Annotated in this window: 22 protein-coding genes and 2 tRNA genes; 15 read left to right on the top strand and 9 right to left on the bottom strand. The window is 72.4% G+C overall.

Going from position 1 to position 24,044, the window contains the following annotated elements; all coding sequences use genetic code 11:
* Window positions 1–59: 59 nt before the first annotated feature.
* Window positions 60–1,040, bottom strand: coding sequence for a helix-turn-helix transcriptional regulator (locus KBX43_RS06025; protein ID WP_030503665.1), 981 nt, complete (start codon window positions 1,038–1,040; stop codon window positions 60–62).
* 205 nt (window positions 1,041–1,245) lie between these two features.
* Here KBX43_RS06025 and KBX43_RS06020 point away from each other — a divergent pair, with 205 nt between their 5' ends.
* A complete protein-coding gene (locus KBX43_RS06020) occupies window positions 1,246–2,499 on the top strand; it encodes an MFS transporter (protein WP_043328456.1) in 1,254 nt (417 codons plus the stop codon).
* Between the two features lie 57 nt (window positions 2,500–2,556).
* Here KBX43_RS06020 and KBX43_RS06015 read toward each other — a convergent pair whose 3' ends face one another.
* Window positions 2,557–2,799, bottom strand: coding sequence for a mycoredoxin (locus KBX43_RS06015; protein WP_043328458.1), 243 nt, complete (start codon window positions 2,797–2,799; stop codon window positions 2,557–2,559).
* Between the two features lie 91 nt (window positions 2,800–2,890).
* On the opposite strand from KBX43_RS06015, the gene KBX43_RS06010 reads away from it, so the two are divergent.
* From KBX43_RS06010 to KBX43_RS06000, 3 genes are all read left to right on the top strand, one after another.
* A complete protein-coding gene (locus KBX43_RS06010) occupies window positions 2,891–5,014 on the top strand; it encodes an ATP-dependent DNA helicase UvrD2 (protein ID WP_043328460.1) in 2,124 nt (707 codons plus the stop codon).
* A gap of 129 nt (window positions 5,015–5,143) precedes the next feature.
* Window positions 5,144–5,398: a hypothetical protein gene (locus KBX43_RS06005; protein WP_082931090.1), complete on the top strand. Its 255-nt coding sequence runs from the start codon at window positions 5,144–5,146 to the stop codon at window positions 5,396–5,398.
* 131 nt (window positions 5,399–5,529) lie between these two features.
* Entirely contained in the window at window positions 5,530–5,895 is a 366-nt protein-coding gene (locus tag KBX43_RS06000) for a WhiB family transcriptional regulator (protein WP_030503670.1), read from the top strand.
* Between the two features lie 317 nt (window positions 5,896–6,212).
* Here KBX43_RS06000 and KBX43_RS05995 read toward each other — a convergent pair whose 3' ends face one another.
* The 3 genes from KBX43_RS05995 to KBX43_RS31355 all read right to left on the bottom strand — a co-directional run bounded on the left by KBX43_RS05995 (window position 6,213) and on the right by KBX43_RS31355 (window position 9,019).
* Window positions 6,213–7,559, bottom strand: a complete 1,347-nt coding sequence (locus KBX43_RS05995) for an AarF/ABC1/UbiB kinase family protein (RefSeq protein ID WP_030503671.1) — start codon at window positions 7,557–7,559, stop codon at window positions 6,213–6,215.
* 10 nt (window positions 7,560–7,569) lie between these two features.
* Window positions 7,570–8,682, bottom strand: a complete 1,113-nt coding sequence (locus tag KBX43_RS05990; protein ID WP_210883624.1) for a TOMM precursor leader peptide-binding protein — start codon at window positions 8,680–8,682, stop codon at window positions 7,570–7,572.
* Between the two features lie 169 nt (window positions 8,683–8,851).
* Entirely contained in the window at window positions 8,852–9,019 is a 168-nt protein-coding gene (locus KBX43_RS31355) for a DUF5679 domain-containing protein (RefSeq protein ID WP_007464795.1), read from the bottom strand.
* 471 nt (window positions 9,020–9,490) lie between these two features.
* Between KBX43_RS31355 and KBX43_RS05980 the strand changes: the two genes are divergently transcribed.
* Both KBX43_RS05980 and KBX43_RS05975 read left to right on the top strand, forming a co-directional pair.
* The gene (locus KBX43_RS05980; protein ID WP_043328464.1) at window positions 9,491–10,012 is read left to right on the top strand and encodes a M48 family metallopeptidase; all 522 of its coding nucleotides are present in this window, start codon (window positions 9,491–9,493) and stop codon (window positions 10,010–10,012) included.
* A 107-nt stretch (window positions 10,013–10,119) separates the two neighbouring features.
* Window positions 10,120–10,740 (top strand): hypothetical protein, encoded by a 621-nt coding sequence (locus KBX43_RS05975; protein ID WP_210883616.1) that lies wholly within the window; start codon window positions 10,120–10,122, stop codon window positions 10,738–10,740.
* Between the two features lie 170 nt (window positions 10,741–10,910).
* On the opposite strand, the gene KBX43_RS05970 is transcribed toward KBX43_RS05975, so the two are convergent.
* The gene (locus KBX43_RS05970; RefSeq protein ID WP_082931089.1) at window positions 10,911–12,182 is read right to left on the bottom strand and encodes a zinc-dependent metalloprotease; all 1,272 of its coding nucleotides are present in this window, start codon (window positions 12,180–12,182) and stop codon (window positions 10,911–10,913) included.
* Window positions 12,183–12,297: 115 nt separating this feature from the next.
* Here KBX43_RS05970 and KBX43_RS05965 point away from each other — a divergent pair, with 115 nt between their 5' ends.
* From KBX43_RS05965 to KBX43_RS05935, 7 genes are all read left to right on the top strand, one after another.
* On the top strand, window positions 12,298–13,311 hold the full coding sequence (locus tag KBX43_RS05965) for a PDZ domain-containing protein (RefSeq protein ID WP_176722737.1): 1,014 nt from the start codon (window positions 12,298–12,300) through the stop codon (window positions 13,309–13,311).
* 127 nt (window positions 13,312–13,438) lie between these two features.
* Window positions 13,439–16,435 (top strand): UPF0182 family protein, encoded by a 2,997-nt coding sequence (locus tag KBX43_RS05960; RefSeq protein ID WP_205798147.1) that lies wholly within the window; start codon window positions 13,439–13,441, stop codon window positions 16,433–16,435.
* A 148-nt stretch (window positions 16,436–16,583) separates the two neighbouring features.
* A complete protein-coding gene (locus tag KBX43_RS05955) occupies window positions 16,584–17,093 on the top strand; it encodes an RNA polymerase sigma factor (RefSeq protein WP_043328470.1) in 510 nt (169 codons plus the stop codon).
* On the top strand, window positions 17,083–18,012 hold the full coding sequence (locus tag KBX43_RS05950; protein WP_210883611.1) for a hypothetical protein: 930 nt from the start codon (window positions 17,083–17,085) through the stop codon (window positions 18,010–18,012). Before KBX43_RS05955 ends, KBX43_RS05950 begins: the two co-directional genes overlap by 11 nt.
* A 50-nt stretch (window positions 18,013–18,062) precedes the next feature.
* Window positions 18,063–18,136 (top strand) — tRNA-Met (locus KBX43_RS05945).
* A gap of 136 nt (window positions 18,137–18,272) precedes the next feature.
* Window positions 18,273–18,346: transfer RNA gene (locus KBX43_RS05940), tRNA-Met, on the top strand.
* A gap of 108 nt (window positions 18,347–18,454) precedes the next feature.
* Complete coding sequence (locus tag KBX43_RS05935) at window positions 18,455–18,703, top strand: hypothetical protein (protein WP_043328474.1); 249 nt, start codon at window positions 18,455–18,457, stop codon at window positions 18,701–18,703.
* 119 nt (window positions 18,704–18,822) lie between these two features.
* Here the strand turns inward: KBX43_RS05935 and KBX43_RS05930 are convergent, their stop codons facing one another.
* Window positions 18,823–20,148 (bottom strand): ABC transporter substrate-binding protein, encoded by a 1,326-nt coding sequence (locus KBX43_RS05930; protein WP_069087344.1) that lies wholly within the window; start codon window positions 20,146–20,148, stop codon window positions 18,823–18,825.
* A gap of 124 nt (window positions 20,149–20,272) precedes the next feature.
* Here KBX43_RS05930 and KBX43_RS05925 point away from each other — a divergent pair, with 124 nt between their 5' ends.
* Entirely contained in the window at window positions 20,273–21,106 is an 834-nt protein-coding gene (locus tag KBX43_RS05925; protein WP_043328477.1) for a phosphoribosylaminoimidazolesuccinocarboxamide synthase, read from the top strand.
* A 3-nt stretch (window positions 21,107–21,109) separates the two neighbouring features.
* Here KBX43_RS05925 and glpK read toward each other — a convergent pair whose 3' ends face one another.
* Window positions 21,110–22,594 (bottom strand): glycerol kinase GlpK, encoded by a 1,485-nt coding sequence (gene glpK, locus KBX43_RS05920; protein WP_210871750.1) that lies wholly within the window; start codon window positions 22,592–22,594, stop codon window positions 21,110–21,112.
* A 64-nt stretch (window positions 22,595–22,658) separates the two neighbouring features.
* On the opposite strand from glpK, the gene KBX43_RS05915 reads away from it, so the two are divergent.
* Window positions 22,659–23,597 (top strand): ribose-phosphate pyrophosphokinase, encoded by a 939-nt coding sequence (locus KBX43_RS05915; RefSeq protein ID WP_069087346.1) that lies wholly within the window; start codon window positions 22,659–22,661, stop codon window positions 23,595–23,597.
* Here the strand turns inward: KBX43_RS05915 and KBX43_RS05910 are convergent.
* Window positions 23,578–24,033 (bottom strand): ATP-binding protein, encoded by a 456-nt coding sequence (locus KBX43_RS05910; RefSeq protein WP_043328481.1) that lies wholly within the window; start codon window positions 24,031–24,033, stop codon window positions 23,578–23,580. The two genes, KBX43_RS05915 and KBX43_RS05910, sit on opposite strands and share 20 nt — an antisense overlap.
* Window positions 24,034–24,044: the final 11 nt, after the last annotated feature.

Genomic DNA, 24,044 nt, shown 5'->3' with positions numbered 1-24,044 from the left:
TGGTGAGGTGCTCCGATGGGACCGAGCGACGCCGGAGCGCGGACGGTGTCCCTACCGGATCACCGCTCCGTGGTGAGGCGCCCCGAGTCCCGGCGGCGCTGGGTCGGCGCCGTTGCCGGCCCGTACACCGCCGTGGACTCGACTGCCGTGCCGGTCAGCCGTCCTGTCGCCTCGATCAACCAGGAGAGGGTGTCCGATGCGGAGAGTGCCGACGAGCATAGCCACTCGAACACCACTTTATAGCGATTTAGGGTGTTCACCTCGGTCGACATGACGTCGGTGAACCCACCTTCGATGGCCAATGTCTCCGGATCGAGCGGATCGGCGAACCGGTAGACCGAGAACGCGGTCGGCGGAAGGTACCAGTCGCCGACCCGGGTGTCCCGCAACAGCAGCAGCAACGTCACGTTCGGGAGCAGGGCCATCTCGCACAGGTGGACGAGCTGATCGTGCAGCACCTCCGGCGGGCCGGCCCGCCGGCCGAGGGCGGCCTCCTCCAGCACGGCCGTGTACCGGGGCACGTCGGGGGAGCGGGTCAGCAGCGACTGGCGGGCCTGCCGCGCGCGTACCTCGGTCTCCGGGTCCTCGTGCTCCTGGTCGCCGGCCTGGGCGGCGACCTGCGCGGCCGACATGATCCGGTGCCGGGCGTACCCGGGCGTCTGCAGCAGCCCCGGGACCAGCACCGGGTTGTACTCGGAGATCTCCGCGCAGCCGGCCTCCAGCTCGGCGAAGGCGCGCTGCTGCTGGGTCATCACCGGGAAGTTGCGCAGCCAGCCGCGCATGTCGCCGGCCTCGTGGGTGATGCCGGTCAGTTCCGCGCGCTGCTCCTCGTCGGCGCCGTAGAGCGTCAACAGCACGTCCACGTCGTCCGGGTCGGGCCGGCTGCGGCCGTTCTCCAGGCGGGACAACTTGGATGCGGAGGCCCAGCCGATCCGCTCGATGACCTGGTCACCGGTCAGACCGGCCTGTTCGCGGAGCCGGCGCAGCTCGATGCCGAGTCGACGGCGGCGCAGAATCGGGCCTGGTACGGCAGGAGGCACGGCGTCCTCTTTCCCGTCGACCGTCGCAGGACACGACGGTAACTGTATGAAATTCGCCCCCCACGGTCAGTATGGACGTCGCGACCGGCGTCGGAGGTTCCGGCACGGGCGTGTCACGAGACAAAAAGAGGACTGTGGAGGGTGTCTTCACCAGCGCCCACCCCCGACGCGCCCCTGGTGGCGCACCCCTGCCGGAGGCAACCCGATGCGCACCGTCCTGCGCCGCCCCGACTTCCGTCTCCTCTTCGCCGCAGTGGTGGCGAGCATGGCGGCGGAGTCGGTGCTGCTGCTCGCCCTGGCCGTCTGGGTCAAGGATCTGACCGGGTCGGACAGCATGGCGGGGGCGACCATCTTCGCGGTCATCGCACCGATGGCCCTCGCCCCGCTCGTCGGCTGGGTGGTCGACCGCTACCGCCGGAAACCCTTCTTCATCGCCGCCAACCTGGTCGCCGCGGCGCTGCTCAGTCCGCTGCTCACGGTCCGGGACCGCTCCGACGTCTGGGTGATCTACGTGGTCGCGGCGTTCTACGGACTGTCGTACATCACCCTCGCCGCCGTGCTCAACGGACTGATCCGGCATCTGGTTCCGGCCGAGTCGCTGGCCGACGCGAACGGACTGCTGCAGACGGTCCGGCAGGGCCTGCGGCTGATCGGGCCGCTCGCCGGGGCGGGCGTCTACGCCGCCGTCGGCGGCTGGCTGCTCGCCGTCCTGGCCATGACCGGATTCCTGGTGGCCGCGGCGGTGGTCGGCCGGCTGCGGGCGCAGGAGCGGGAACCGTCCCGGTCCGGCCGCCGCGGGCCGTCCGAGCTGAGCGCCGGGCTGCGCCACCTGACCGGCGAGCCGGCGCTGCGCCGGGCGCTGCTCGGGTACGGGCTCGGCTCGCTGGTGATGGGCTTCACCGAGTCGCTGATCTTCGCGTACGTCGACCTGGGTCTGCGCCGCGAGGCCGCGTTCGTCGGCGTGCTGGTCATGGTGCAGGGCGTCGGCGGCCTGGTCGGCGGCCTGTTCTCGGCCGCCGTGGTCCGCCGGTACGGCGAAGTCGGGGCGCTGGCCGCCGGGGTGACGTTCTTCGGACCGGCCGCGCTGGCGCTCGCGTACCCCCGGTTGTGGCTCGGGGTGGTGGCGCTGCTGCTGGCCGGCCTGTCGCTACCGCTGACCATGGTGGGGTTGAACACGCTGATCCAGCGGCGGACGCCGCCGCGGCTGCTCGGCCGGGTCACCGCGGCGTCGGAGGCCCTGGTCAGCGGGCCGCAGGCGCTCTCCATCGGCACCGGCGCGCTGCTCGTCGGGGTGTTCGACTACCGGCTGCTGTTCGCAGTGGTCGGGGCGGTCACCACGGCGGCCGGCCTCTACCTGTGGCGGGGCCGCGGGCTGAGCGCGCCGGTCGCCGGGCCGGTGCGGATCCCGGGGCCCCGGAAGCCGGCCGACGACGGCGTGCTCAGTCGGGGCGGCTCCTGAACGGCGGCGAGCGGCCGTACCCGGGTCGGGTACAGCCGCTCGCAGTGTCGCGGGAGATCAGCCGGGCAGCGCGGCCAGGTGCTGCTTGACCTGGTTGATCGAGGGGTTGGTCAGGGCGCTGCCGTCGGCGAAGCGCAGCGTCGGGACGGTCTGGTTGCCGCCGTTGACGCTCATCACGAAGTCCGCGGCCGCGGGGTCCTGCTCGATGTCGACCACCTCGTACGCGATGCCCTCCCGGTCGAGCTGCGACTTCAGCCGGTGGCAGTAGCCGCACCACGGGGTGGAATACATCGTCAGCATGGTCTGGTCCTCCAAGGGGTGGCTCGCGCCCGGTCCGATCAGGCCAGGCTAACCGCTGCAACGTCACACGATGCTGGGATGATTCCCTGCTGTGGGCGTTCACTCAGGTGCGGAACGGGTGCTGGCCGGGCTGGATCCGGAGCAGCGGTCCGCGGTGACCGCCCCGGCCGGGCCGGTCTGCATCCTGGCCGGCGCCGGCACCGGCAAGACGCGGGCGGTGACGTCGCGGATCGCGTACCGGGCGCTGACCGGCGACATCGCCGGCCGGCACGTGCTGGCGGTCACGTTCACCGCCCGCGCCGCGGCCGAGATGCGCAGCCGCCTCACCGTGCTCGGCGTGCAGGGGGTGCAGGCGCGCACGTTCCACGCGGCGGCGCTGCGGCAGGTCCGCTACTTCGCGCCCCGGCTGCTGGCCGGGCGGGCCATGCCGGAGCTGCTGGACAGCAAGGTGCGGGTGGTCACGCTCGCCGCCGCCAAGGTCGGGCTGCGCGCCGACCGGGCCGCCGCGCGCGACCTCGCCGCCGAGATCGAATGGGCCAAGTCGTCGCTGGTCGAGCCGGGGGAGTACGTGGTCGCCGCGGCCAAGGCGCTGCGCGAGACGCCGTACGAGCCGGCCCGGGTGGCCGACGTGTTCGACGCGTACGAGCGGCTCAAGCGCGGCAACGGGGTGATCGACTTCGAGGACATGCTGCGCGCCGCGGTCTGGGGCATCGAGGAGCATCCGGACGTCGCCGAGCAGGTGCGCAACCAGTACCGGCACTTCGTGGTCGACGAGTACCAGGACGTCAACCCGCTCCAGCAGCGGCTGCTGGAGGCGTGGCTGGGTGGCCGGGACGACCTGACAGTGGTCGGCGACGCCAGCCAGACGATCTACTCGTTCACCGGCGCGACCTCGTCGTACCTGGTCGACTTCCCCCGGCTGCACCGGGGCGCGACAGTGGTCCGGCTGGTCCGCGACTACCGCTCCACCCCGCAGGTGGTCGGGCTCGCCAACGCGGTGATCTCCCAGGCGCGGGGCACCGAGGCGCGGCTGCGGCTGGAGCTGCACGGCCAGCGCCGGCCCGGTCCGGAGCCGGAACTGCGGATCTTCACCGACGAGCCGGCCGAGGCGAACGCGGTCGCCGCCCGCTGCCGGGCGCTGGTCGCGGGCGGCACCCCGGCGCGGGAGATCGCTGTGCTGTTCCGCACCAACGCGCAGTCCGAGGCGTACGAGAAGGCGCTCTCCGAGGCCGGCGTGCCGTATGTGCTCCAGGGCGCGGAGCGGTTCTTCGAACGGCCCGAGGTGCGCCAGGCGATGATCGCGCTGCGCGCCGCCACCCGGTCGGCGTCCGTCGACACGCCGCTGCCGGCCGCCGTGGTCGAAGGGCTCTCGGCGGTCGGCTGGGCGCCCGACGCGCCCCCGCCCGGCGGCGCCGCTCGCGAGCGGTGGGAGGCGCTCGCCGCGCTGGTCCAGCTCGCCGAGGAGTACGCCGCCGACGCCGAGGCGGAGCCGGGGCTGACCGGGTTCACCGAGGAACTGGCCCGGCGGGCCGCCCAGCAGCACGTGCCCACCGTCGAGGGGGTCACGCTCGCGTCGCTGCACTCGGCGAAGGGGCTGGAGTGGGACGCGGTGTTCCTGGTCGGGCTGGCCGAGGGCACGCTGCCCACCACGTACGCGAAGACCATGGAGCAGGTCGAGGAGGAACGGCGGCTGCTCTACGTCGGGATCACCCGGGCCCGGGAGTGGCTCTGGCTGTCGTACGCCACGGCGCGCTCGCCGGGTGGGCGGGCCCGGCGGCCGTCGCGGTTCCTGCCGCAGCTCGACCGCTCCGGCGGCGGCGAGCGGGCCGGCGGCGGCGGACCGGCGCGGCGGGCCGAGCGGCGCCGGCCGCAGGTGGTCTCGTGCCGGATCTGCGGCGCGACGCTGCTCGCCGGCGCGGACCGCAAACTGGGCCGCTGCCCGACCTGCCCGTCGGACATCGACGAGGAGCTGTACGAGCGGCTGCGCGATTGGCGGCAGCGGGTCGCGGGAGCGCAGAAGGTGCCGGCGTACGTGGTCTTCACCGACGCCACGCTCACCGCGCTGGCCGAACGGAAGCCCGGTCGCACCGAGGAACTGGTGGCGATCGCCGGGATCGGGCCCCGAAAAGTCGGGCTTTACGGTGATACGGTCCTCGCCCTGGTGGCGGGCGCCACGGTGGACGAGGTCTGCTCACAGAAAACTTCTGAAAACTAGCCGTAAATCGTTTGCCCTCGCCCGAGGGCGAGGAATAGCCTCATGACACACCTCGCGAGCGGCGCTGTTCTGGCTGCTCAACGGGGATGAGTCCACGGTCGGCACGAGGAGAGTAGGGAGGTGGCACCAGTGAAGATCTTCAACTATGAGCGTCTCGCGGCGATGCCGTCTGCCGTCGCTCCGCTGTCGGCTGTCCGGGTGGCCCTCGCCGCTCGACCGTCGGCTCCGCAGGTGCACCAGGTCCAGGTTCAGGCCGAGCTGAACCTGACCGTTGCGCCGATCGCCGGAGTCGAGGGGACCAGTGGCTTCGCGGGCAAGGGCATCGATGGCGCCAAGAAGCGCACGGATGTCCGCGGCGTTCCACCTCGAGGTAGACCGGTCTGATCCATCAGACGCCGGCTCACCTCGAGGCCGCGGAACCCGCATACCGGGATCCGCGGCCTCAGTTTTTTGTCCCGCCGAAGTACGTCGGAATGCGATCCACGAGATCGAAGTGAGAGAGAGGTGACCGGAGGATGAGTCTGGCGTTGGCCCCCCTCGACGTGAGCGTCGACGTGGAGGCGAACCTGCCCTGCCGGAAGTTCGACCCCGACCTGTGGTTCTCCGACTCGCCCGCCGAGCTCGAGCTGGCCAAGTCGCTCTGCGGGGACTGCCCGCTGCGCGTCGAGTGCCTGGCCGGGGCGGTCGAGCGAGCCGAGCCCTGGGGCGTCTGGGGCGGCGAGATCTTCGAGCGTGGCGCGGTCGTTCCGCGCAAGCGGCCCCGTGGCCGTCCGCGCAAGGAGGACCTCGCCCGCGACGCGCAGCTCAGGGTCGAGGCGGAGGCGCGACTGGCGGCCAGCGGGCTGTCCGAGTCGCGTAGCGCCGTCCGGCTGGCAGCCTGACACACCTACGTTCCAAGACCGACCGATGCCGGTGTCCCTCCACCGGCCGACCTGAGAGAGAAATTCTGATGCTGAACCTGCCGAACGGATTCGAGATGCAACTACTCCACGAAGCGTTGTCCAGGGCCCGAATGCGCCGGCCTCAGGCCGGTCGCACCACCACGAGCACTGAGGCAACCCGTTCCGCCCGTACCGTCGCCATGCGGAGTCGCAGCCAGTCGGCACGCGACCTGGGCGTCCTGTAGAACGATCGCGTGAGGAAGGGGCGGTGACCTGCTGGTCACCGCCCCTTCGCCTGCTCCGTGCCCAGCCGGTGCTCAGGGCACCGGCGCGAAGCCGGGCAGCCAGCGTTCCAGGATCGACCGGTAGGACGCCTTCGCCTCCAGCTGGCAGAGCACGCCGATCGAACCCAGCGTGACCCGATGGATCATCAGATACGACGGGGGCAGGTTGAGCTGGCGGCTGAGCTGGTACGCGGGGGAGCGGGGACTGGCCAGCCGGGTCGCCTCGGCGCGCAGCCAGGCCCGGGTGAAGCGGAACTCGTCGGCCGCGATCGGCTCCAGCATCGGACGCAGGAAGTCGAGCACCGCCGGCGCGTCGATCGACTCGGTGCGGCTGACGAAGCCCTCGGCACGCAGCCCCTCCACCACGGCGTCGGCGTCGCCGTTCAGCGCGAGCGCCGCGATCCGGCCGATCGGCTCCGGCGTGCCCTGCGGCATCCGGGCCACCGCGCCGAAGTCGATCACACCGAGCCGCCCGTCCGGCAGCAGCCGGAAGTTGCCCGGGTGCGGGTCGGCGTGCAGCAACCCGGCCCGCTCCGGCGCGGAGAGGTGCAGCTCGGCCATCAGCCGGCCGGCCTCGTCCCGCTGCTCCTCGGTGCCCTCCCGGATGATCTGGGACAGCGGGATGCCCTCGACCCACTCGGTGATCAGCACCCGGGGCGCGGCGTCGAGCACCTCCGGGATGAAGATGTCCGGGTCGTCGGCGTACGCGGCGGCGAACGCCCGCTGCGACTCCGCCTCCAGCTCGTAGTCCAGCTCCTCGGTGATGCGCTCGCGCAGTTCGGCCAGGAGCGGCTTCACGTCCAGCCCCGGCTGGATCGCCCGGAACATGCCGCCGAGCCGGGAGAGCTGCTTGAGGTCGGCGAGCAGGGCGTCACCTGCGCCCGGGTACTGGATCTTCACGGCCACGTCCCGGTGCTGCGGGCCGCCGTTCGGGCCGTACCCGGGGTCGCGCCAGAGGGCGCGGTGCACCTGGCCGATGCTGGCCGCCGCGGCCGGGGTGTCGTTGAACTCGACGAACCGGTCGCGCCAGTCCGGGCCGAGCTGCTCGGCGAGCACCTTGTGCACCGTCGCCGCCGGCAGCGGCGGGGCGGCCTCCTGGAGCTTGGTGAGCGCCTGCCGGTAGGGTGCGGCCACCTCCTCGGGCAGCGCCGCCTCGAACACCGACAGGGCCTGGCCGAACTTCATCGCCCCGCCCTTGAGCTGCCCGAGCACGCTGAACAGCTGCTCGGCGGTGCGCTGCTGGATCTCGGCGGAGATGACGTCGGACGCGAGCCCGGTCACCCGCTTGCCCATGCCGAGGACGGTTCGACCGGCGAATCCGAGCGGCAGGGCGGCGAGTTTGGCGGTGCGGGACACGGCCCGGCGCGGGATGTCGGTCACCCGGCCATTGTTACCGACTCGGGGCCCTCGCTGCTGCCGTGCGGCCGGGAGCGGCCGGGGCCGACCGGATCGGGCGACGCCGGCAGCAGCCACAGGAGGGGTGCGGCGGCCACCGTCGGTGACGCACCCGGCCCGGGGCTGCGACCTCCACCGCGCCGCCGAGCGTCTCCGGGTGGCCGCCGTCGAGCTGGGCCAGCGCCTCGGCCGTGGCGAACGCGGCGGCGGCGAGCCGGGTGGTGGCGGCGCAGGCCCGCTCGCCCCGGTCGGCGGCGAGCTGGGCGGCGAGCGCCGGCCAGTCCGGGTCCCGGTCGCCGCGGTGCAGGTCGAGGCAGCGCAGGCACGGACCGACGGGTGGGCGGACCAGCGGGCCGATCACGGGTACGCCGCCGCGCAGGTCGAGCAGCAGGTGGGGCTGGCGTCGGCGGGCGTACCCGGTGGCCAGCAGCTCGGCCGGCCGGTCCACGCCGAGCTGCACCACCAGGTCCGGCCGGGCCGCCCGGATCGGGGTCGTGGCAGTGCCCGGCGCGCACCGCTCCAGCGCCGCGCGTACCGCCGGGCCCAGCGGCCGGCCCAGCTCCGCGGCGGTCAGGCCGGTGCCGACCAGGTCGCCGACGCCGACCGGGCCGGCCAGATCGGGTACGACGTGCCCGACGCCGGCCTGGGCCAGCGCGACGGCGACCGCCGCGCCGAGTCGTCCCGTGCCGGTGACCAGCACCCGGGCGGACCGGCGGCGGCGCAGCAGCCGGGCCGGTGTGCCGGGCAGGTCGGGGCAGGTAAGCGCCAGCGCGGCGGCCTCGGCTGCCAACCGGGTCCGGGCCGCGCCGGCGAGGTCACGGGGGAACAGGGCCTGCGCGGGCACCACCAGGCCGGCGTCGCGGAGCGTGTCGAGCAGCGCGCGTGCCTCGTCGGGCGGCACCCGGGCGGCGCCGGCCTCGGCCAGCACGGCGCGTTCGCTGCGGGTGCCGTCGAGCAGGTCGAGCAGGCGGGCCGTGCCCGGCGAGGACATCTCCAGCAGCACCGCCCGGCCGGGCAGCTCACCGAGTTGGAGCGTGTGGCGGTCGCGCCAGAGCCGGGTCAGGCCGGGCAGCAGGATCGGACGGACGAGCGGTGTCGGATCGGTCACGCCACCGATAGTGACCGTCTCCAAGCGCTCCGTCGTTCGTTGTCCACAGGTGCGGCGAGCCGTGGCCAGCCTTGTCCACAGGATCTCGCCGGTTTTCCACAACTGGCGGGTAACTGTGTCGGTTACCCGACGGGGAGGGCGGCCGAGGGCCGCCCTCCCCGTGGAGCGGTCAGACCTTGGCCTTGCCCAGGATGCGGTTCACTGTTGTGCCGCACACCGGGCACTTGCCCTTGGCCATGTTCATGCCGGTCTTCGAGACCTCCACGTGCCCCTCGAAGTCCCGCTTCTCCTTGCACTTGACGCAGTAACCGTTGTAGGTCTGGGCCTGGTCGGCCACGGTAGCCTCCTCGTCTCGTCCGCCGGAGGTTGTCCCGGCGGTCTCCCTGCGGCCGAACGTGACGTCGGCGCCGGGGGGTTCTCCGCGATCAGTCACCTGACCGTGGTTGGCGGACCCTACCCAGGTCTGGGCGGTTCCATGTCAGCTGTACGCCGACTCTGTGAGCTAGTCGACGTCGAGAGTGTGCATGCCGAGTTACGTCGGATAAGTCAGTTTCGCGCGGACACGCCGGGTAAAAGCGCCCAGATCCCCTTCGTGTGCCCCTGACGCCGGTCACTCACCGTAGATCACTTAACGTTGCAGAGGGTCGGTTGGTGATGGTCATCTACCAGCGCAAAGAATTTTTTCTGGACTCCTGACAATCAACCGCCATTTTCCGGGCGCGTGTCGTCGTGTTGACTCTTGCGGAGTCCTGGTCAGTACGCATTAGCTTTCCATCGTGACAGTCAACCGAGGCTGCGCGGGCCGGTAATGGCCGTGACGCGGAAGCCCGTCGTCGAGGTACGGCGCAGTCAGCGCCGGCGGCGCACGGTGTCCGCGTACCGGGACGGGGAGCGCGTCGTCGTGCTGATCCCCGACCAGTTCTCCCGGGCCGAGGAGAGCGAGTGGGTCGACCGGATGCTGGCCCGGCTCGCCGCCCGCGAGGGCCGGCTCGCCCGCTCGGACGCCGAACTGCTCGCCCGCGCCCGCCGCCTGATCGACAGTTACCTTCCCGAGTACGGCTCGGCCGCCGTGCCCGCGAGCGTGCGCTGGGTGACCAACCAGAACGGCCGCTGGGGCTCCTGCACCCCCGCCGACCGCACCATCCGGATCTCGCACCGGATCCAGGACATGCCCGACTGGGTGATCGACTACGTCCTCCTGCACGAGCTGACGCACCTCATCGTGCCCAGTCACAACGCCGAGTTCTGGGCGCTGGTCGCCCGGTACCCGCGCTCGGAGCGGGCGCGCGGCTACCTGGAGGGCGTGGCCGCCACCGCCGCCATCCCCTGACCGCGCCCCCGGCCGTGCGCGGTTGATCATGAGGTTGGCCTGGTGATCCGTCCGTTTCGTCACCGTCAACTTCATGATCGCGTGTGGGGTGGGGTTAAGGTCGGCGGGTGTCCCGACGTGTGGTGGTGGCGTTGCTCGGCCCGGTGACCTGGACGCCGCCCGGAATCGAGCCGGCGCGATGGCGTACCGCCCTCGCCGAGGACGTGGTGGACCTGCTGGCCACGCTGAACGAGGTGGAGACCGCCGTCGCGGTCGCCGCGCGGGACCGCTGGCTGGCCGACGCCGTGGTCTGGCCCGGCACCCCGGTGTACGAGGTGCCGGAGCCGACGCCGAACGCGGTGTTCGCGACGCTCGCCGCTGCCGGCCCGGAGGCGGTCTACGACCAGGTGGCAGTGGTGGCGGCGGACGCGCCGGACGTGCCGGGGCTGACGCTCGGCAAGCTGCTGCGGCCGCTGACCACCCGGCCGGTGGCGGTGGCCCCGGTCGAGGGAGGCGGAACCGGGCTGCTGGGAGTGGCTGCTCGACTGCCCGTACCGGGGTGGTTGCCGGCGCTGGACCTGGACACGACCGCGCCGGCCGAGGTGCGCCGGGCCGCGCCGAGCCCGGGGGACTTGGCGGTCACCGCCGGCTGGCGCCGGATGCGCGGTCCCGCCGACCTGGCCGCGCTCGACCCGGCCGTCGAGGGCTGGGAGGCCACCCGGGCCCTGCTGTCCGGCCGCCCCGTCTGACCCCTGTCCCTACTGCCTAGCCGCGCATCCGGCCACTCCGCGCATCCGGCCACTCCGCCGATCTTGGAGTTGTGGTGCCTGACAAACGTCGCTACCCGGGCATCCTGGGCGCCACAACTCCAAGATCGACGGGCCGGGCCGGGCCGGGGCGGGCCCGGGGGTGTACTGCGTCAGCGCTTGTCGTCGTCCTCGCCGGGGGACTTCTCCTCCGGGGCGCCCGGCGCGGAGAAGTCGAAGTTCGCCAGCTCGTCGTCGAGATCGGTGCTGGTCGTGGCGAACGCCTCCGGCGCGGCGAAGTCGTCGTCGGAGGGCAGCAGGTCCGGGTGGCCCCAGATCGCGTCCCGGCCGGCGATGCCGCGGTGCTCGGTCAGCGCCGCCCACAGCACAGTGGCCTCGCGCAGCCGGCGGGGCCGCAGTTCGAGACCGACGAGCGCGGCGAACGTCTGCTCGGCCGGGCCACCCGCGGCGCGGCGGCGGCGGAACGCCTCGCCGAGGCGTACGACGTTGGGGAGGCGGTCACCGGCGGCGCTGTCGACGACGTGGCAGACCCAGCCCTCGACCAGGGCGAGTACGGTCTCCAGCCGGGCCAGCGACGCCTTCTGCGCGGGCGTGTCCTCGGGCGTGAAGATGCCCTCCAGCGCGATCGCCTGCATCGACTCCGGGTCGGTCGGGTCGACCCGGCCCATCGCCTCCTCGATCGCCTCCCGGTTGACCCGGATGCCCGCGGCGTAGTTCTCCACCGCCGTCAGCACGTGCCCGCGCAGCCACGGCACGTGCTGGAACAGCCGCTGGTGGGCGGCCTCGCGCAGGGCCACGTAGAGGCGTACCTCGTCCTCGGGCAGCTCCAGGCCCTCGCCGTACGCCTTGATGTTGGCGGGGACGAGCGCGGCGGTGCCGGCGGGGCCGAGCGGCAGGCCGATGTCGCCAGCGGAGAGCACCTCGGCGGCGAGCGAGCCGAGTGCCTGGCCGAGCTGGCCGCCGAAGAGCGCGCCGCCGAGCGTGGCGACCATCGACTGCATCGGGCCGAGCTGGGCGCGGGCCTCCGGCGGCACCAGGTCGCCCATCGCGCCGACCATCCGGCTGGCGACCGGGTCGCAGAGCTTGCGCCACACGTCGAGCGTCTTGAAGATCCACTCGTTGCGGTTCCAGGCGACCGAGGTGCGGATGCCGGAGGGCCACGAGGTCGCCGGCTCCAGCCAGAGGTCGGCGATGCGCAGCGCCTCCTCGACCGCGTTGCGTTCGAACGGCGACACCGCCGGGTCGCCGGCGGCGGCGAGCTGGCTGGCGGCTACCTGCCGGGCGAGGTCCCAGTTGACCGGCCCGCTGCCCGGCGCCGAGAGCAGGTGCTGCAACTGCGACATGAACTGCTGCATCGCCGCGGGATCGTTGGGGTCCGGTGGTTGACCACCCGGGAGCGCGAAACCGAACGGAATATCAGGCACGACGTCTACGGTACGCGGGCCCCGCCGCAGGTCGTGCCACTCGGCGTTGCGCTGAGGGCGAAGTCCTCGGGTCACCGCGCCGGGCGGCGGGGCGCGGATCGGTACGCTCTGGCGCATGAGACGTCGCGGCGTGACCGTCCTGCTCGGTGCCCTGCTCACCGCACTGCTCAGCGTCGGTGTGCTGAGCGTGCCGCTGCCGTACGTGGTGCTCGGTCCCGGTCCGACGGTGAACACGCTGGGCAGCGAGGACGGCAAGGAGGTCATCCAGGTGACCGGCCGCTCGACGTCGACGTCCGCCGGTCAGCTCCGGCTCACCACGGTCGGCGTGCAGCCGACGGTGCGGCTCCGGTCGGCGCTGGCCGGATGGTTCTCCTCGGACGAGGCGGTGGTGCCGCGCGAGCTGGTCTACCCGCCGGGGCAGTCGCAGGAGGAGGTCGAGAAGCGCAACGCGGAGGACTTCCAGAACTCGCAGACCAGCGCCGAGACGGCGGCCCTGCGTGAGCTGGGCTACCCGATCAAGGTGCTGGTCAAGGCGGTCACGGCGGGCGGGCCGTCGGCCGACGTGCTGCGCCCCGACGACGTGCTCACCTCGGTCGACGGGGTGCCGGTGACGAGCGCGGCCAAGCTGACCGAGCTGATCCGGTCGAAGCCGGCCGGCACCGCGCTGCGGATCGGCTACACCCGTGGTGACACCCCCGGCACGGCCACGGTGACCAGCCAGGAGCAGGACGGCCGGCCGCGGATCGGCGTGGAGATCGACCAGCAGCAGCCGCACCCGTTCACCCTCAAGATCGACCTGGGGGACATCGGCGGGCCGAGCGCCGGGCTGATGTTCTCGCTCGGCATCATCGACAAGCTGGAGCCGGCCGACCTGACCGGCGGCAAGATCATCGCCGGTACCGGCACCATCGACGACGAGGGCCGCGTCGGCCCGATCGGCGGTATCGCGCAGAAGCTCGTCGGCGCCAAGGAAGCCGGCGCGAACGCGTTCCTGGTGCCCGCCGACAACTGCGCCGAGGCCGTCCGCAACCCGCAGCCGGGCCTGCCGATGCTGAAGGTCGCCACGCTGGACGAGGCATTGAAGGCACTCGAGGCGCTGCGTACCGGGGGACAGCCGACGCGCTGCTGAACCGGCCGGGACCACGACTGCTGTGCCGATCGTGACGTGACCTTGACCCGACGTGCTCAGGATGACCCCGTACTCTTGGTGCCTGGTCGGAGCCGATCACATCGAGCGTGCGGAGCCAACAGTGGTCATGCGTAGCAGTCCCTTGCCGAGGATGAGCCGACGCGGACGCGTCACCATCGGTGTCCTGATCGGGGTGTTCGTCTTGTTCACCCTGCTCGGCTGGGGCGTCAACGCATGGACGGACTGGCTCTGGTTCAACGAGGTCCGCTACACCCAGGTCTTCACCGGCGTGCTCGCCACCCGGCTGCTGCTGTTCCTGGTGGTCGGCGTCGGCATGGCGCTGATCGTGGCCGGCAACCTCTGGCTCGCCTACCGGCTGCGACCCCGGATGCGCCCGCACTCGGCCGAGCAGGCCACGCTGGAGCGCTACCGGATGCTCCTGAGCCCTCGCCTCGGCACCTGGATCGCGCTCGCCGCCGCCGTCGTCGGACTGTTCGCCGGCCTGTCCGCGCAGAGCCGGTGGAGCCAGTGGCTGCTGTTCCGCAACGGCGGCGACTTCGGCGTGAAGGACCCCGAGTTCGGCATCGACGTCGGCTTCTACGTCTTCCAGCTCCCGTTCTGGCGCTACCTGCTCGGCGTCGGCTTCACCGCCGTCGTGCTGTCCCTGCTCGGCGCGCTCGCCGTGCACTACATCTTCGGCGGGGTGCGGCTGCAGGGCGTCGGCGACCGGATGACGAACGCCGCCCGCGCCCACCTCAGCTCGCTGGTCGCGTTCTTCGTGCTGCTCAAGGCCGTCGCGTACGTGCTGGACCGGCGGGCCATGCTGTTGGAGTACAACGACAGCGCCAAGCTCTACGGCGCCGGCTACGCCGACGTCAACGCGCTGCTGCCGGCGAAGGAGATCCTCGCCTGGATCTCCGTCCTGGTGGCGCTGGCGATCATCGTGTTCTCCAACGCGGTCATGCGGAACCTGGTCTGGCCGGGCATCTCGCTCGCCCTGCTCGGCGTCTCCGCGGTCGCGATCGGCGGCATCTACCCGTGGGCCGTGCAGACGTTCGAGGTCAAGCCGAGCGCCCGGGACAAGGAAGCGCCGTACATCGAACGCAGCATCAAGGCCACCCGCACCGCGTTCGGCCTCGAAGGCACGAAGACCACACCGTACGCGGCGAGCAACCTCGTTCCACCCGCCAGCCTGGCCACCGACACCTCGGTGGTGCAGAACATCCGGCTGCTCGACCCGCAGCTGGTCTCCGAGACGTACACCCAGCTCCAGCAGGTACGTGGCTTCTACGACTTCGGCTCGAAGCTGGACATCGACAGGTACTCGGTCAAGGACAAGACCTCCGACTACGTGGTCGGCGTCCGTGAGATCAACTACGGCGAGCTGACCGACCAGCAGAGCAACTGGATCAACCGCCACACCGTCTACACCCACGGGTACGGTCTGGTGGCCGCCCCGGCGAACCAGGTGGTCTGCGGCGGTCAGCCGTACTTCGTCTCCGGCTTCCTGGGTGAGAAGGCGCAGGAGGCGTGTTCCTCGCCGGCCGAGGAGATCCCGGCCCAGCAGCCGCGGATCTACTACGGCGAGCGGATGGAGCCCGGGGACTACGCGATCGTCGGCCAGAACGGCGACCGCAACGTCGAGTTCGACCGGCCCACCTCCACCGGTGGCGAGCAGTACTACACCTACAGCGGCGAGGGCGGCGTCAAGATCGGTTCGTTCCCGCGCCGCCTGCTCTACTCGATCAAGGAGCAGGAGCCGAACTTCCTGCTCTCCGAGGCGGTCAACGAGAACTCGAAGCTGCTCTACGTGCGCAACCCGCGTGACCGGGTGGAGAAGGTCGCCCCGTTCCTCACGCTCGACGGCGACCCGTACCCGGCGGTCGTGAACGGCCGGGTCCTGTGGATCATCGACGGCTACACCACGGCGGCGACCTACCCGTACGCCGAGCGGGTCAACCTCCAGGCGGAGACCGCCGACGAGCTGACCGGCCGGGGCACGTTCCAGCTCGCCCGGGAGAACGTCAACTACATCCGCAACTCGGTGAAGGCGACTGTCGACGCCTACGACGGCACGGTCAAGCTCTACTCGTACGACGACACCGACCCGGTCCTCAAGGCGTGGAACAAGGCGTTCGGCGGTGACCTGGTGCTGCCCAAGGGCGACATCCCGGCCGAGCTGGCCGAGCACTTCCGCTACCCGGCGGACATGTTCAAGGTGCAGCGCAACCTGCTCACCAAGTTCCACGTCACCGACCCCGGTGACTTCTACTCCGGCCAGGACTTCTGGCAGGTGCCGAACGTGCCGGACGCGCCGGACAGCGGGCAGAAGCAGCCGCCGTACTACCTCTTCACCCAGTTCCCCGGGCAGGAGGGGCCACGCTTCCAGCTGACCTCCGCGGTCACCCCGAACGGGCGGCAGAACCTCGCCGCGCTGGTCTCCGGCTCGTACGTCGACGGCAAGCCACAACTGGAGGTGCTGGAGCTGCCGGACCAGACCCGGATCTCCGGGCCGACGCAGGTGCACCAGCAGATGACGAACAACGGCGACATCCGGCAGCAGCTCAACCTGCTCTCCTCGAACCAGGCCCAGGTGCAGTACGGCAACCTGCTCTCGCTGCCGTTCGCCGACGGCATGCTCTACGTCGAGCCGGTCTACGTGAAGAGCAGCAACCAGGACGCGTACCCGCTGCTGCAGAAGGTGCTGCTCTCCTACGGTGACGGCGGCTCGTACGTGGTGCTCGCCAACAACCTCAACGACGGCATCAAGCAGCTCGTCGAACAGGGCAAGCGGGCGCCGAACAACAACCCGCCGCCGAGCACCGACGACAACGAGACGCCGACGCCGACGCCGACGCCGACCGGGGGTGACAACAACACCCCGCCGGCGACCGGCGAACTGGCCCAGGCGGCGGCCCGGGTGCAGACCGCGATCAGCGAGGTCAAGGCCGCGCAGGCGTCCGGCGACTTCGAGCGGTACGGGCGCGCGCTGAAGGCGCTGGACGAGGCGATGAGCGCGTTCCAGCAGGCACAGTCCGCGGCCGGCGGCTCGGGCAACCCGGCGCCGTCGGGCAGCCCCTCACCGCCGGCGCCCACGTCGCCCGCGCCCACGCCGAGCGGCTGACGCCGAGCCGACACCACGAGCCCGTGGTCCGGGACCGCAACGGTCACCCGGACCCGGGCTCGTGTCGTCTTCCGGACTCCCCGCCCGCAACCCCGGACCGCACTGCGCCGTCAACAGTGCAGGTGGACGTGTGGGGGAGGGAGGGCACATGCGGGACGCGAACAGCTTCGACGACTTCTACCGCAGCACGTCGGGGCGGGCCATCCGGTACGGATACGCGGTGGCCGGCGACCCGGCCGAGGCCCAGGACCTCGTGCAGGAGGCGTACGCGCGGGCCTGGCGGCAGTGGGCGAAGCTCGCCGCCCATCCCGCTCCGGAGGCGTGGCTGCGGCTGGTGATCAGCCGGCTGGCGGCCGACCGGTTCCGGCGGCTGCGCGGGTGGCGCCTCGCGGCCAGCCGCACCGGGCCGCCGCCCGACGTCGGGCCGCCGGGCGAGGACACCGTGCTGCTGGTCGGGGCGCTGCGGCAGCTTCCGCCCCGGCACCGGCAGGCGCTCGCCCTGCACTACCTGTTCGACCTGCCGGTGGAGGAGATCGCCCGGGAGGCCGGGGTTCCCGCCGGCACTGTGAAGTCCTGGCTGTCCCGGGGACGGGCCCGGCTGGCCGAGCTGTTGCCCGGCGTCGCCGCCGAGGAGCTGGAGGTCAACGATGTCGCCTGAACTGCACCGCTACTACCGGTCCCTCGCCGCCGACACGGACGAGCGAGTGCTGCCGGCGCCGGACCGGCTGCGCCGCAGCGCCGACCGCTGGGCCCGCCGCCGGGCCGCGCTGACCGTCCTGGCCGCCGCCGGGCTGGTCGCGGGCACGGTGGCCGGCAGCCAGCTCGTGCTCGCCGCCGGGCCGGGCCCCGACCCGGCTCCACCGCCCGCGGGTACGCCCACCCCGCGGCCGTCGTCCGTCGCGCCTTCGGTCGCGCCGTCGTCGCCGCCCCCGCCGTCGCCGTCCGTCGGCCGTACCCCCGGCTCGCGGAGCCCGGCCGTGACCACCACGCCGCCGGCCGCGGCGACCCCGACCACGATCCCGGACCGGGCGTTCTTCGTGCTGCCCGCCGCGAACGACGCCGGTACCGGCAACTACTTCGGCCCGGGGCCGGTGCTGCCGGTGCTCTGCGGCGCGAGCCCCGGCGACGAGCGGGTGGTGGCGCGGCGGGCCCGGTCGCTGCCGTACCGGCGGGCCGGGGCCACGGCCGACGAGGTGCCGTCGGGCAACTACCGGCACAGCATCACGATCTACCGGTCCGGCGGCGCCGGCGCCGCGTTGGCCGAGCTGCGCGCGGCGGTGCGGACCTGCCCCGAGCAGCCCGCCCGGGGTACGCCGCCGGCGACGGTGCGGCAGCATCTGCTGCCCGACAGCGGGTACGGCGACGAGTCGGTGCTGTTCGAGACGCGGACGCCGTACCGGGACGCGAACGGCGATCCGAGCGGCGGCGACGAGGTGCACCTGATCCGGGCGGTCCGCGTCGGTGACGTGGTGTCGCTGCTGTGGGAGCAGGGCTGGGAGAGCACCTCGACCGAGCGCGCCCAGTTCGACGCGGACAGCCGCCGGGCGGTCGAGGCGGTCCGGCGGTGGCTGGACTGAGTACCCGTTTTGCGCCTCCCCGGGTCGGTGCGCTACGGTTGTCGAGCCGACGCGGGGTGGAGCAGCTCGGTAGCTCGCTGGGCTCATAACCCAGAGGTCGCAGGTTCAAATCCTGTCCCCGCTACTCGTGACGAAGGGCCCCGGAGTTCTCTCCGGGGCCCTTCGCCGTTTCCGCCTGCCGCCGGTCCGCGCGGGCCGGCGGCAGGATCGGGGACCCGGCTGATCTCCGGGATCGGAGTGCGATAAGCTTTACGAGCCGACGCGGGGTGGAGCAGCTCGGTAGCTCGCTGGGCTCATAACCCAGAGGTCGCAGGTTCAAATCCTGTCCCCGCTACTCGTGACGAAGGGCCCCGGAATTCTTTCCGGGGCCCTTCGCCGTGTCCGGCGACATCCGCCCTCATCCGCCGTGCCCCGGTTGCGGGTCTCGGCGAGGATGGGGGGCATGTCTGCATGGAACAAGTGGTGGGGCCGCCTGGGCGCGGTCCTCGGTACGGTCGTGCTCTCGGTGTTCGTGCCGGTCGCGGCCTGGGCGTCGTCGGGCACCGGCGAGATCGTGGTGGAGGCGGCGCGCCGGCGCGGCCGCGGCGGGTTCGGCTTCCTCGGCCTGCTCTGCTGCCTCGTGGTGGTCGGCGGCATCGTCCTGCTGGTGCTGCTGCTCACACGCGGACGCCGCAACCGCCCTCCGCGCTGACCCCCGGACCCGCCCGCCCCGGCTGATCATGAAGTTGGCGGTGCGCCGCGTCCGATTTGTCGCCGCCAACCTCATGATCGCCGGGCAGGGCGGTCGGTCGGGCGCGGCGGGCGGGCGGGTCAGCTCGCCAGGGCGGCGTTGGCCTGGGCCATGAAGCGCGAGGTGGCGGTGCGGGCGCCGGAGCGCTTGCCGCGGATGCTCTCGGCCGCGTCGATCAGCAGGGTGCGGACCTTGGCGTGTCCCTTGGGCGGCGGCGCGGGTGACGGACCGGCCAGCCCGTCCAGTTCGGCGCCGAGCGCGGCCATGCGCTTCTCGGACCGGTCGGTCAGCTCGCCGGCGACGAACGAGCGCACCTGCTTGCTGGCGTTGAGGCCGCGCTCCACGCCGAGGAGCCGGCCGGCCGCCACGTTCGTGGTCAGGAAGTCGATCACGTTCGCCACCACCTCCGGGTGGCGGGTGCCCTGGAAGCCGGCCCAGTACATCGACGCCCGGGGCCACTGGGCGGCGGGCGTGCCCGGAAAGGCCACCGCCGCCAGCTCGTCGTCGGTCAGGCGTTGCAGCTCCGGCAACTGGTGCGACCAGGCGAACGAGGCCGCTGTGTGCCCGGTGACCACGAGCTGGCGGGCCAGCTCGCCGCTGTCCGCCTGCTCGACCAGCGCGGCGCTCGGGGTGGCCCGGCCGAAGCGGGCCACCTCCCAGAACTCGAACCAGTCGAGCAGCTCGGCCGAGCTGAAACCGAGCTGCCGCCCCCGGTACATCTCGCTGCCCTGGCCGCGCAGCCACAGCCAGAGCGCCCGGTAGTCGCCGGAGGCGTCCATGGTGCCGGCCACCCGGTTGCCGGAGGCGCGGGTCACGCGGGCGGCCCAGGCGACGTATTCCTTCCAGGACATCCCGGTGCGCGGCTCGGGCTGGCCCAGCCGGCGCAACAGCGCGCGGTTGAACACCAGCGCCGCGCTGGTCTGCGCGGCCGCCACGCCCACGGTCCGCTCGTCCACCTGGCCGTAGCGGGCCAGCTGCGCCGGCACCTCGCGCAGGTCGATCCGCCCGTCGGTGGCGTACGGGCTGAGGTCGAGCAGGATGTCCCGGCCGGCGTACTCGGCGAGCAGCGTGTCGTCGATCTGGAACAGGTCCGGCGGGTTGCCGCCGGTGGCCTGGGTGGCCAGCCGGTCGTAGTAGCCGCTCAACCCCTGCCAGGTGACCCGGAAGCTGACCCGGGGGTTCTGCTGCGAGTACAGGCGCAGCGCCTGCTCGGTGGCCGCCGCCCGCCGGTCGCCGCCCCACCAGAACACCGACAGCTCGACCGGGCCGTCGTCGACGGCCGCCTCCTCCGGGCTGCACCCGGCCAGTGCCGGCAGCCCGCCGCCGAGCAGCGGCAGCCCGGCGAGCGCGCCGAGAAGCCGTCGCCGGTCCAGGCCGGGACGGGGTACGGACTGCGCAGCGGGCACGGATCTCTCTCCGAACGTCGGTGGACGGATCATTTCACCGGCCCCTACGGCGGGGTGTCAACGCCGGGCGGGACCTCCGGTGGGCGCGCCGGGCGGCCCCCGCCGGTCATGGTGTACTAGCGCCGTGGAACTTCTGCATTCGGGCAAGGTCCGGGACGTCTACGCCGACGGCGAGGACCTGATCCTGGTCGCCACCGACCGCGTCTCCATCTACGACGTGGTGCTGCCGACCCCGATCCCGGACAAGGGCCGCCTGCTCACCGCGCTGTCGCTGTGGTGGTTCGAGCAGCTGTCCGACCTGGTGCCGAACCACGTGATCTCGGCGACGGACGTGCCGGCGGAGTTCGCCGGCCGGGCGATCCGCTGCCGCCGGCTGGACATGGTGCCGGTCGAGTGCGTGGCCCGGGGCTACCTGACCGGCGGCGGCTTCGCCGAGTACCAGCGCACCGGCTCGGTCTCCGGGGTGCCGCTGCCGCGCGGCCTGGTCGAGGCGTCGATCCTGCCCGAGCCGATCTTCACGCCGTCGACGAAGGCGCCGAAGGGCGAGCACGACGAGCCGATCACGTACGAGCAGGTGGTCGACAAGGTCGGCCCGGAGGTCGCGGAGCGGCTGCGGCAGATCACCATCGACGTCTACCGGCGCGGCGCGGAGATCGCCGCCGAGCGGGGCATTCTGATCGCGGACACGAAGCTGGAGCTGGGCTGGGCGGCGGACGGCACGCTGGTTCTCGGCGACGAGGTGCTCACCTCCGACTCGTCCCGGTTCTGGCCGGCCGAGTCGTACCAGCCGGGCCGCGCCCAGTTCTCCTACGACAAGCAGTACGTGCGGGACTGGGCCACGTCCAGCGGCTGGGACAAGCAGCCGCCCGCGCCCGAGGTGCCGGCCGAGGTGATCGAGGCGACCCGGGCCCGCTACGTCGAGGTGTACGAGAAGCTCACCGGCAACCGCTGGGACTGACGCTCACTCGGCCCAGTCGAGCGTGCGCTGGACCGCCTTGTGCCACTGACGCAGCTCACGCTCCCGGTGCGCCGGGTCCATCGTCGACTCCCACTGCGCGTCCGAGCGCCACTTCTCCCGCAGCGTGGCCAGGTCCGGCCAGAACCCGACGGCCAGGCCGGCGGCGTACGCGGCGCCGAGGCACGTCGTCTCGGTGATCCGGGACCGTACGACCGGCACGGCCAGCACATCGGCGAGGAACTGCATGAGCAGCTCGTTGCCGGTCATCCCGCCGTCGACCCGCAGCCGGCGCAGCGCCACGTCGGAGTCGGCGTTCATCGCGTCGACCACCTCGCGGGTCTGGAACGCTGACGCCTCCAGCACCGCGCGGGCCAGGTGCCCCTTGGTGATGTAGCCGGTCAGCCCGGCGATCACGCCCCGGGCGTCGCTGCGCCAGTGCGGGGCGAACAGGCCGGAGAAGGCCGGCACCACGTAGCAGCCGCCGTTGTCGTCGACGGTGCGGGCCAGCTCCTCGACCTGCGGGGCGGAGGAGATCAGGCCGAGGTTGTCGCGCAGCCACTGCACCAGCGAGCCGGTGACCGCGATGGCGCCCTCCAGCGCGTACACGGCGGGCTGGCCCTCGATCCGGTACGCCACGGTGGTGAGCAGGCCGTGCCGCGACGGCACCGGGCTGGCCCCGGTGTTGAGCAGCAGGAAGCTGCCGGTGCCGTAGGTGCACTTGGCCTCGCCGGGCTGGAAGCAGGTCTGCCCAAACAACGCGGCCTGCTGGTCGCCGAGCGCGCTCGCCACCGGCACCCCGGCCAGCACCCCCTGCGCGGTGCCGTACACCTCGGCCGAGCTGCGGATCTCGGGCAGCACGGCGGCCGGGACGCGCAGCGCGTCGAGCAGCTCCGGGTCCCAGTCGAGCGTCTCCAGGTCCATCAGCATGGTGCGGCTGGCGTTCGTCACGTCGGTGACGTGCCGGCCGGTCAGCTTCCAGATCAGCCAGCTGTCCATGGTGCCGAACAGCACCTCGCCGCGCTCGGCCCGCTCGCGCAGCCCGTCGACGTGGTCGAGCAGCCAGCGCAGCTTCGGCCCGGCGAAGTAGGTGGCCGGGGTCAGGCCGGTGCGGGCCCGCAGCCGCTCCTGGTCGTACGTCTCGGTCAGCTCCCGCAGCAGCGGGCCGGTGCGGGTGTCCTGCCAGACGATCGCGTTCGCCACCGGGCGGCCGGTCTCCCGGTCCCACACCACAGTGGTCTCCCGCTGGTTGGTGATGCCCACCGCGGCCAGCGACTCGGTGCCGATGTCGGCGCTGGCCAGCGCCTCGCGGACCACGTGCTCGACGTTCGTCCAGATCTCCTCGGCGTCGTGTTCCACCCAGCCGGGCCGAGGGAAGATCTGCCGGTGCTCGCGCTGGGCCACGGCGACGATCTCGCCGGCCCGGTCGAAGACGATGCAGCGCGACGACGTGGTGCCCTGGTCGATGGCGGCGACGAACTCTGCGGTCACGGCAGCACCGTACCCGCCGCGAGTGTCCACCGTCTCCTCCCGGCGGCCCGTACGATCATCAGACGTGCGTGACATTGCCGTGTTCAGCGGGTCGGCCCATCCGGTCCTCGCCGCCGAGATCTGCGCCCACCTCCACGTCCCGTTGCATCCGGTCCGGGTGTCCCGGTTCGCCAACGACTGCCTGGAGGTGCAGTTGCAGGCGAACTGCCGGGAGCGCGACGTCTTCCTCATCCAGCCGCTGGTGCCGCCGGTGCAGGAGCACCTGGTCGAGCTGCTGCTCATGATCGACGCGGCCCGGGGCGCGTCGGCCGCCCGGATCACAGTGGTGCTGCCGCACTACGCGTACGCCCGGTCGGACAAGAAGGACGCGCCGCGCATCTCCATCGGCGGCCGGCTCGTCGCCGACCTGCTCACCTCCGCCGGCGCGCACCGGGTGCTGGCCATGACGCTGCACTCGCCGCAGGTGCACGGCTTCTTCAGCGTCCCGGTGGACCACCTGCACGCGCTGCGGGAGCTGGCCGCCCACTTCAAGGGGCACGACCTGGGCAACGCGGTGGTGGTCTCGCCGGACCTGGGCAACGCCAAGGAGGCCGCCGCGTTCGCCCGGATGCTGGGTACGCCGGTGGCGGCCGGCGCGAAGCAGCGCTTCAGCGACGACCGGGTGCAGATCAGCACGATCATCGGCGACGTGACGGACCGGGACGTGATCGTGCTGGACGACGAGATCGCCAAGGGCAGCACCGTGATCGAGCTGATCTCGCACCTGCGCGAGCGGCGGGTCCGTTCGATCCGGCTGGCCTGTACGCACGGCCTGTTCTCCAGCGGGGCGCTGGAGCGGCTCAGCGGGCAGGAGGGCGTACTGGAGATCGTCTGCACCAACACCGTGCCGATCCCGGCGGAGAAGCGGGTGCCGAAGCTGGAGGTGCTGTCGGTGGCGCCGGCTCTGGCCGAGGCGATGCGGCGGATCCACAACGGGGAGTCGGTCAGCGCCCTGTTCGCCTGACGGTGGCGAGCGCGGCGGTGATCCGGACGACGGTGCCGGCGTCGCCGGTCTCCACCTCCATCGTGTCGCTCAGCTCCCGGGCCAGCCAGAGGCCCCAGCCGCCGGCGGTGTCCGGCGCCGGCCGGTCACGGTCGCGCAGCCGCCGCTCGCTGATCCCGGGCCCGTGGTCGGCGACCTGGCAGACCAGCTCGCCGTCGCGCTGCCAGAGTCGCAACCAGCCCTGCCCGCCGCCGTGCCGCACCGCGTTGGTGATCAGCTCGTTGACCGCCAGCACGAAGTCGTCCAGCCGTTGACCGGACAGGCCGGAGTCCTGCGCGCAGGAGGTCACCGAGTGCCGCAGCTCGGTCACCTGCGCCTGACCGAAGGCCGTGGCGAGAAGGAGGGAAGGTTCGATGGGCACAACCGTACGCGGTGCGGGGAGTTCTGCGTCTGTCATGACCCCGTCCC

The organism is Micromonospora sp. C41 (genome assembly GCF_018070485.1).
Taxonomy (GTDB): Bacteria; Actinomycetota; Actinomycetes; order Mycobacteriales; family Micromonosporaceae; genus Micromonospora; species Micromonospora chalcea.
The sequence above is the reverse complement of the archived record's forward strand: the minus strand, read 5'-3'. Positions and strand labels throughout refer to the sequence as shown.

Bases quoted from the DNA above. Each gene is read 5' to 3' on its own strand.
- KBX43_RS05965 (WP_176722737.1), top strand. From the start codon at position 12,298: ATGAGACGTCGCGGCGTGACCGTCCTGCTCGGTGCCCTGCTCACCGCA.
- KBX43_RS05935 (WP_043328474.1), top strand. From the start codon at position 18,455: ATGTCTGCATGGAACAAGTGGTGGGGCCGCCTGGGCGCGGTCCTCGGT.
- KBX43_RS06000 (WP_030503670.1), top strand. From the start codon at position 5,530: ATGAGTCTGGCGTTGGCCCCCCTCGACGTGAGCGTCGACGTGGAGGCG.
- KBX43_RS05910 (WP_043328481.1), bottom strand. From the start codon at position 24,033: ATGACAGACGCAGAACTCCCCGCACCGCGTACGGTTGTGCCCATCGAA.
- KBX43_RS05960 (WP_205798147.1), top strand. From the start codon at position 13,439: ATGCGTAGCAGTCCCTTGCCGAGGATGAGCCGACGCGGACGCGTCACC.
- KBX43_RS06015 (WP_043328458.1), bottom strand. From the start codon at position 2,799: ATGCTGACGATGTATTCCACCCCGTGGTGCGGCTACTGCCACCGGCTG.
- KBX43_RS05950 (WP_210883611.1), top strand. From the start codon at position 17,083: ATGTCGCCTGAACTGCACCGCTACTACCGGTCCCTCGCCGCCGACACG.
- KBX43_RS05955 (WP_043328470.1), top strand. From the start codon at position 16,584: ATGCGGGACGCGAACAGCTTCGACGACTTCTACCGCAGCACGTCGGGG.
- KBX43_RS05980 (WP_043328464.1), top strand. From the start codon at position 9,491: ATGGCCGTGACGCGGAAGCCCGTCGTCGAGGTACGGCGCAGTCAGCGC.
- KBX43_RS06020 (WP_043328456.1), top strand. From the start codon at position 1,246: ATGCGCACCGTCCTGCGCCGCCCCGACTTCCGTCTCCTCTTCGCCGCA.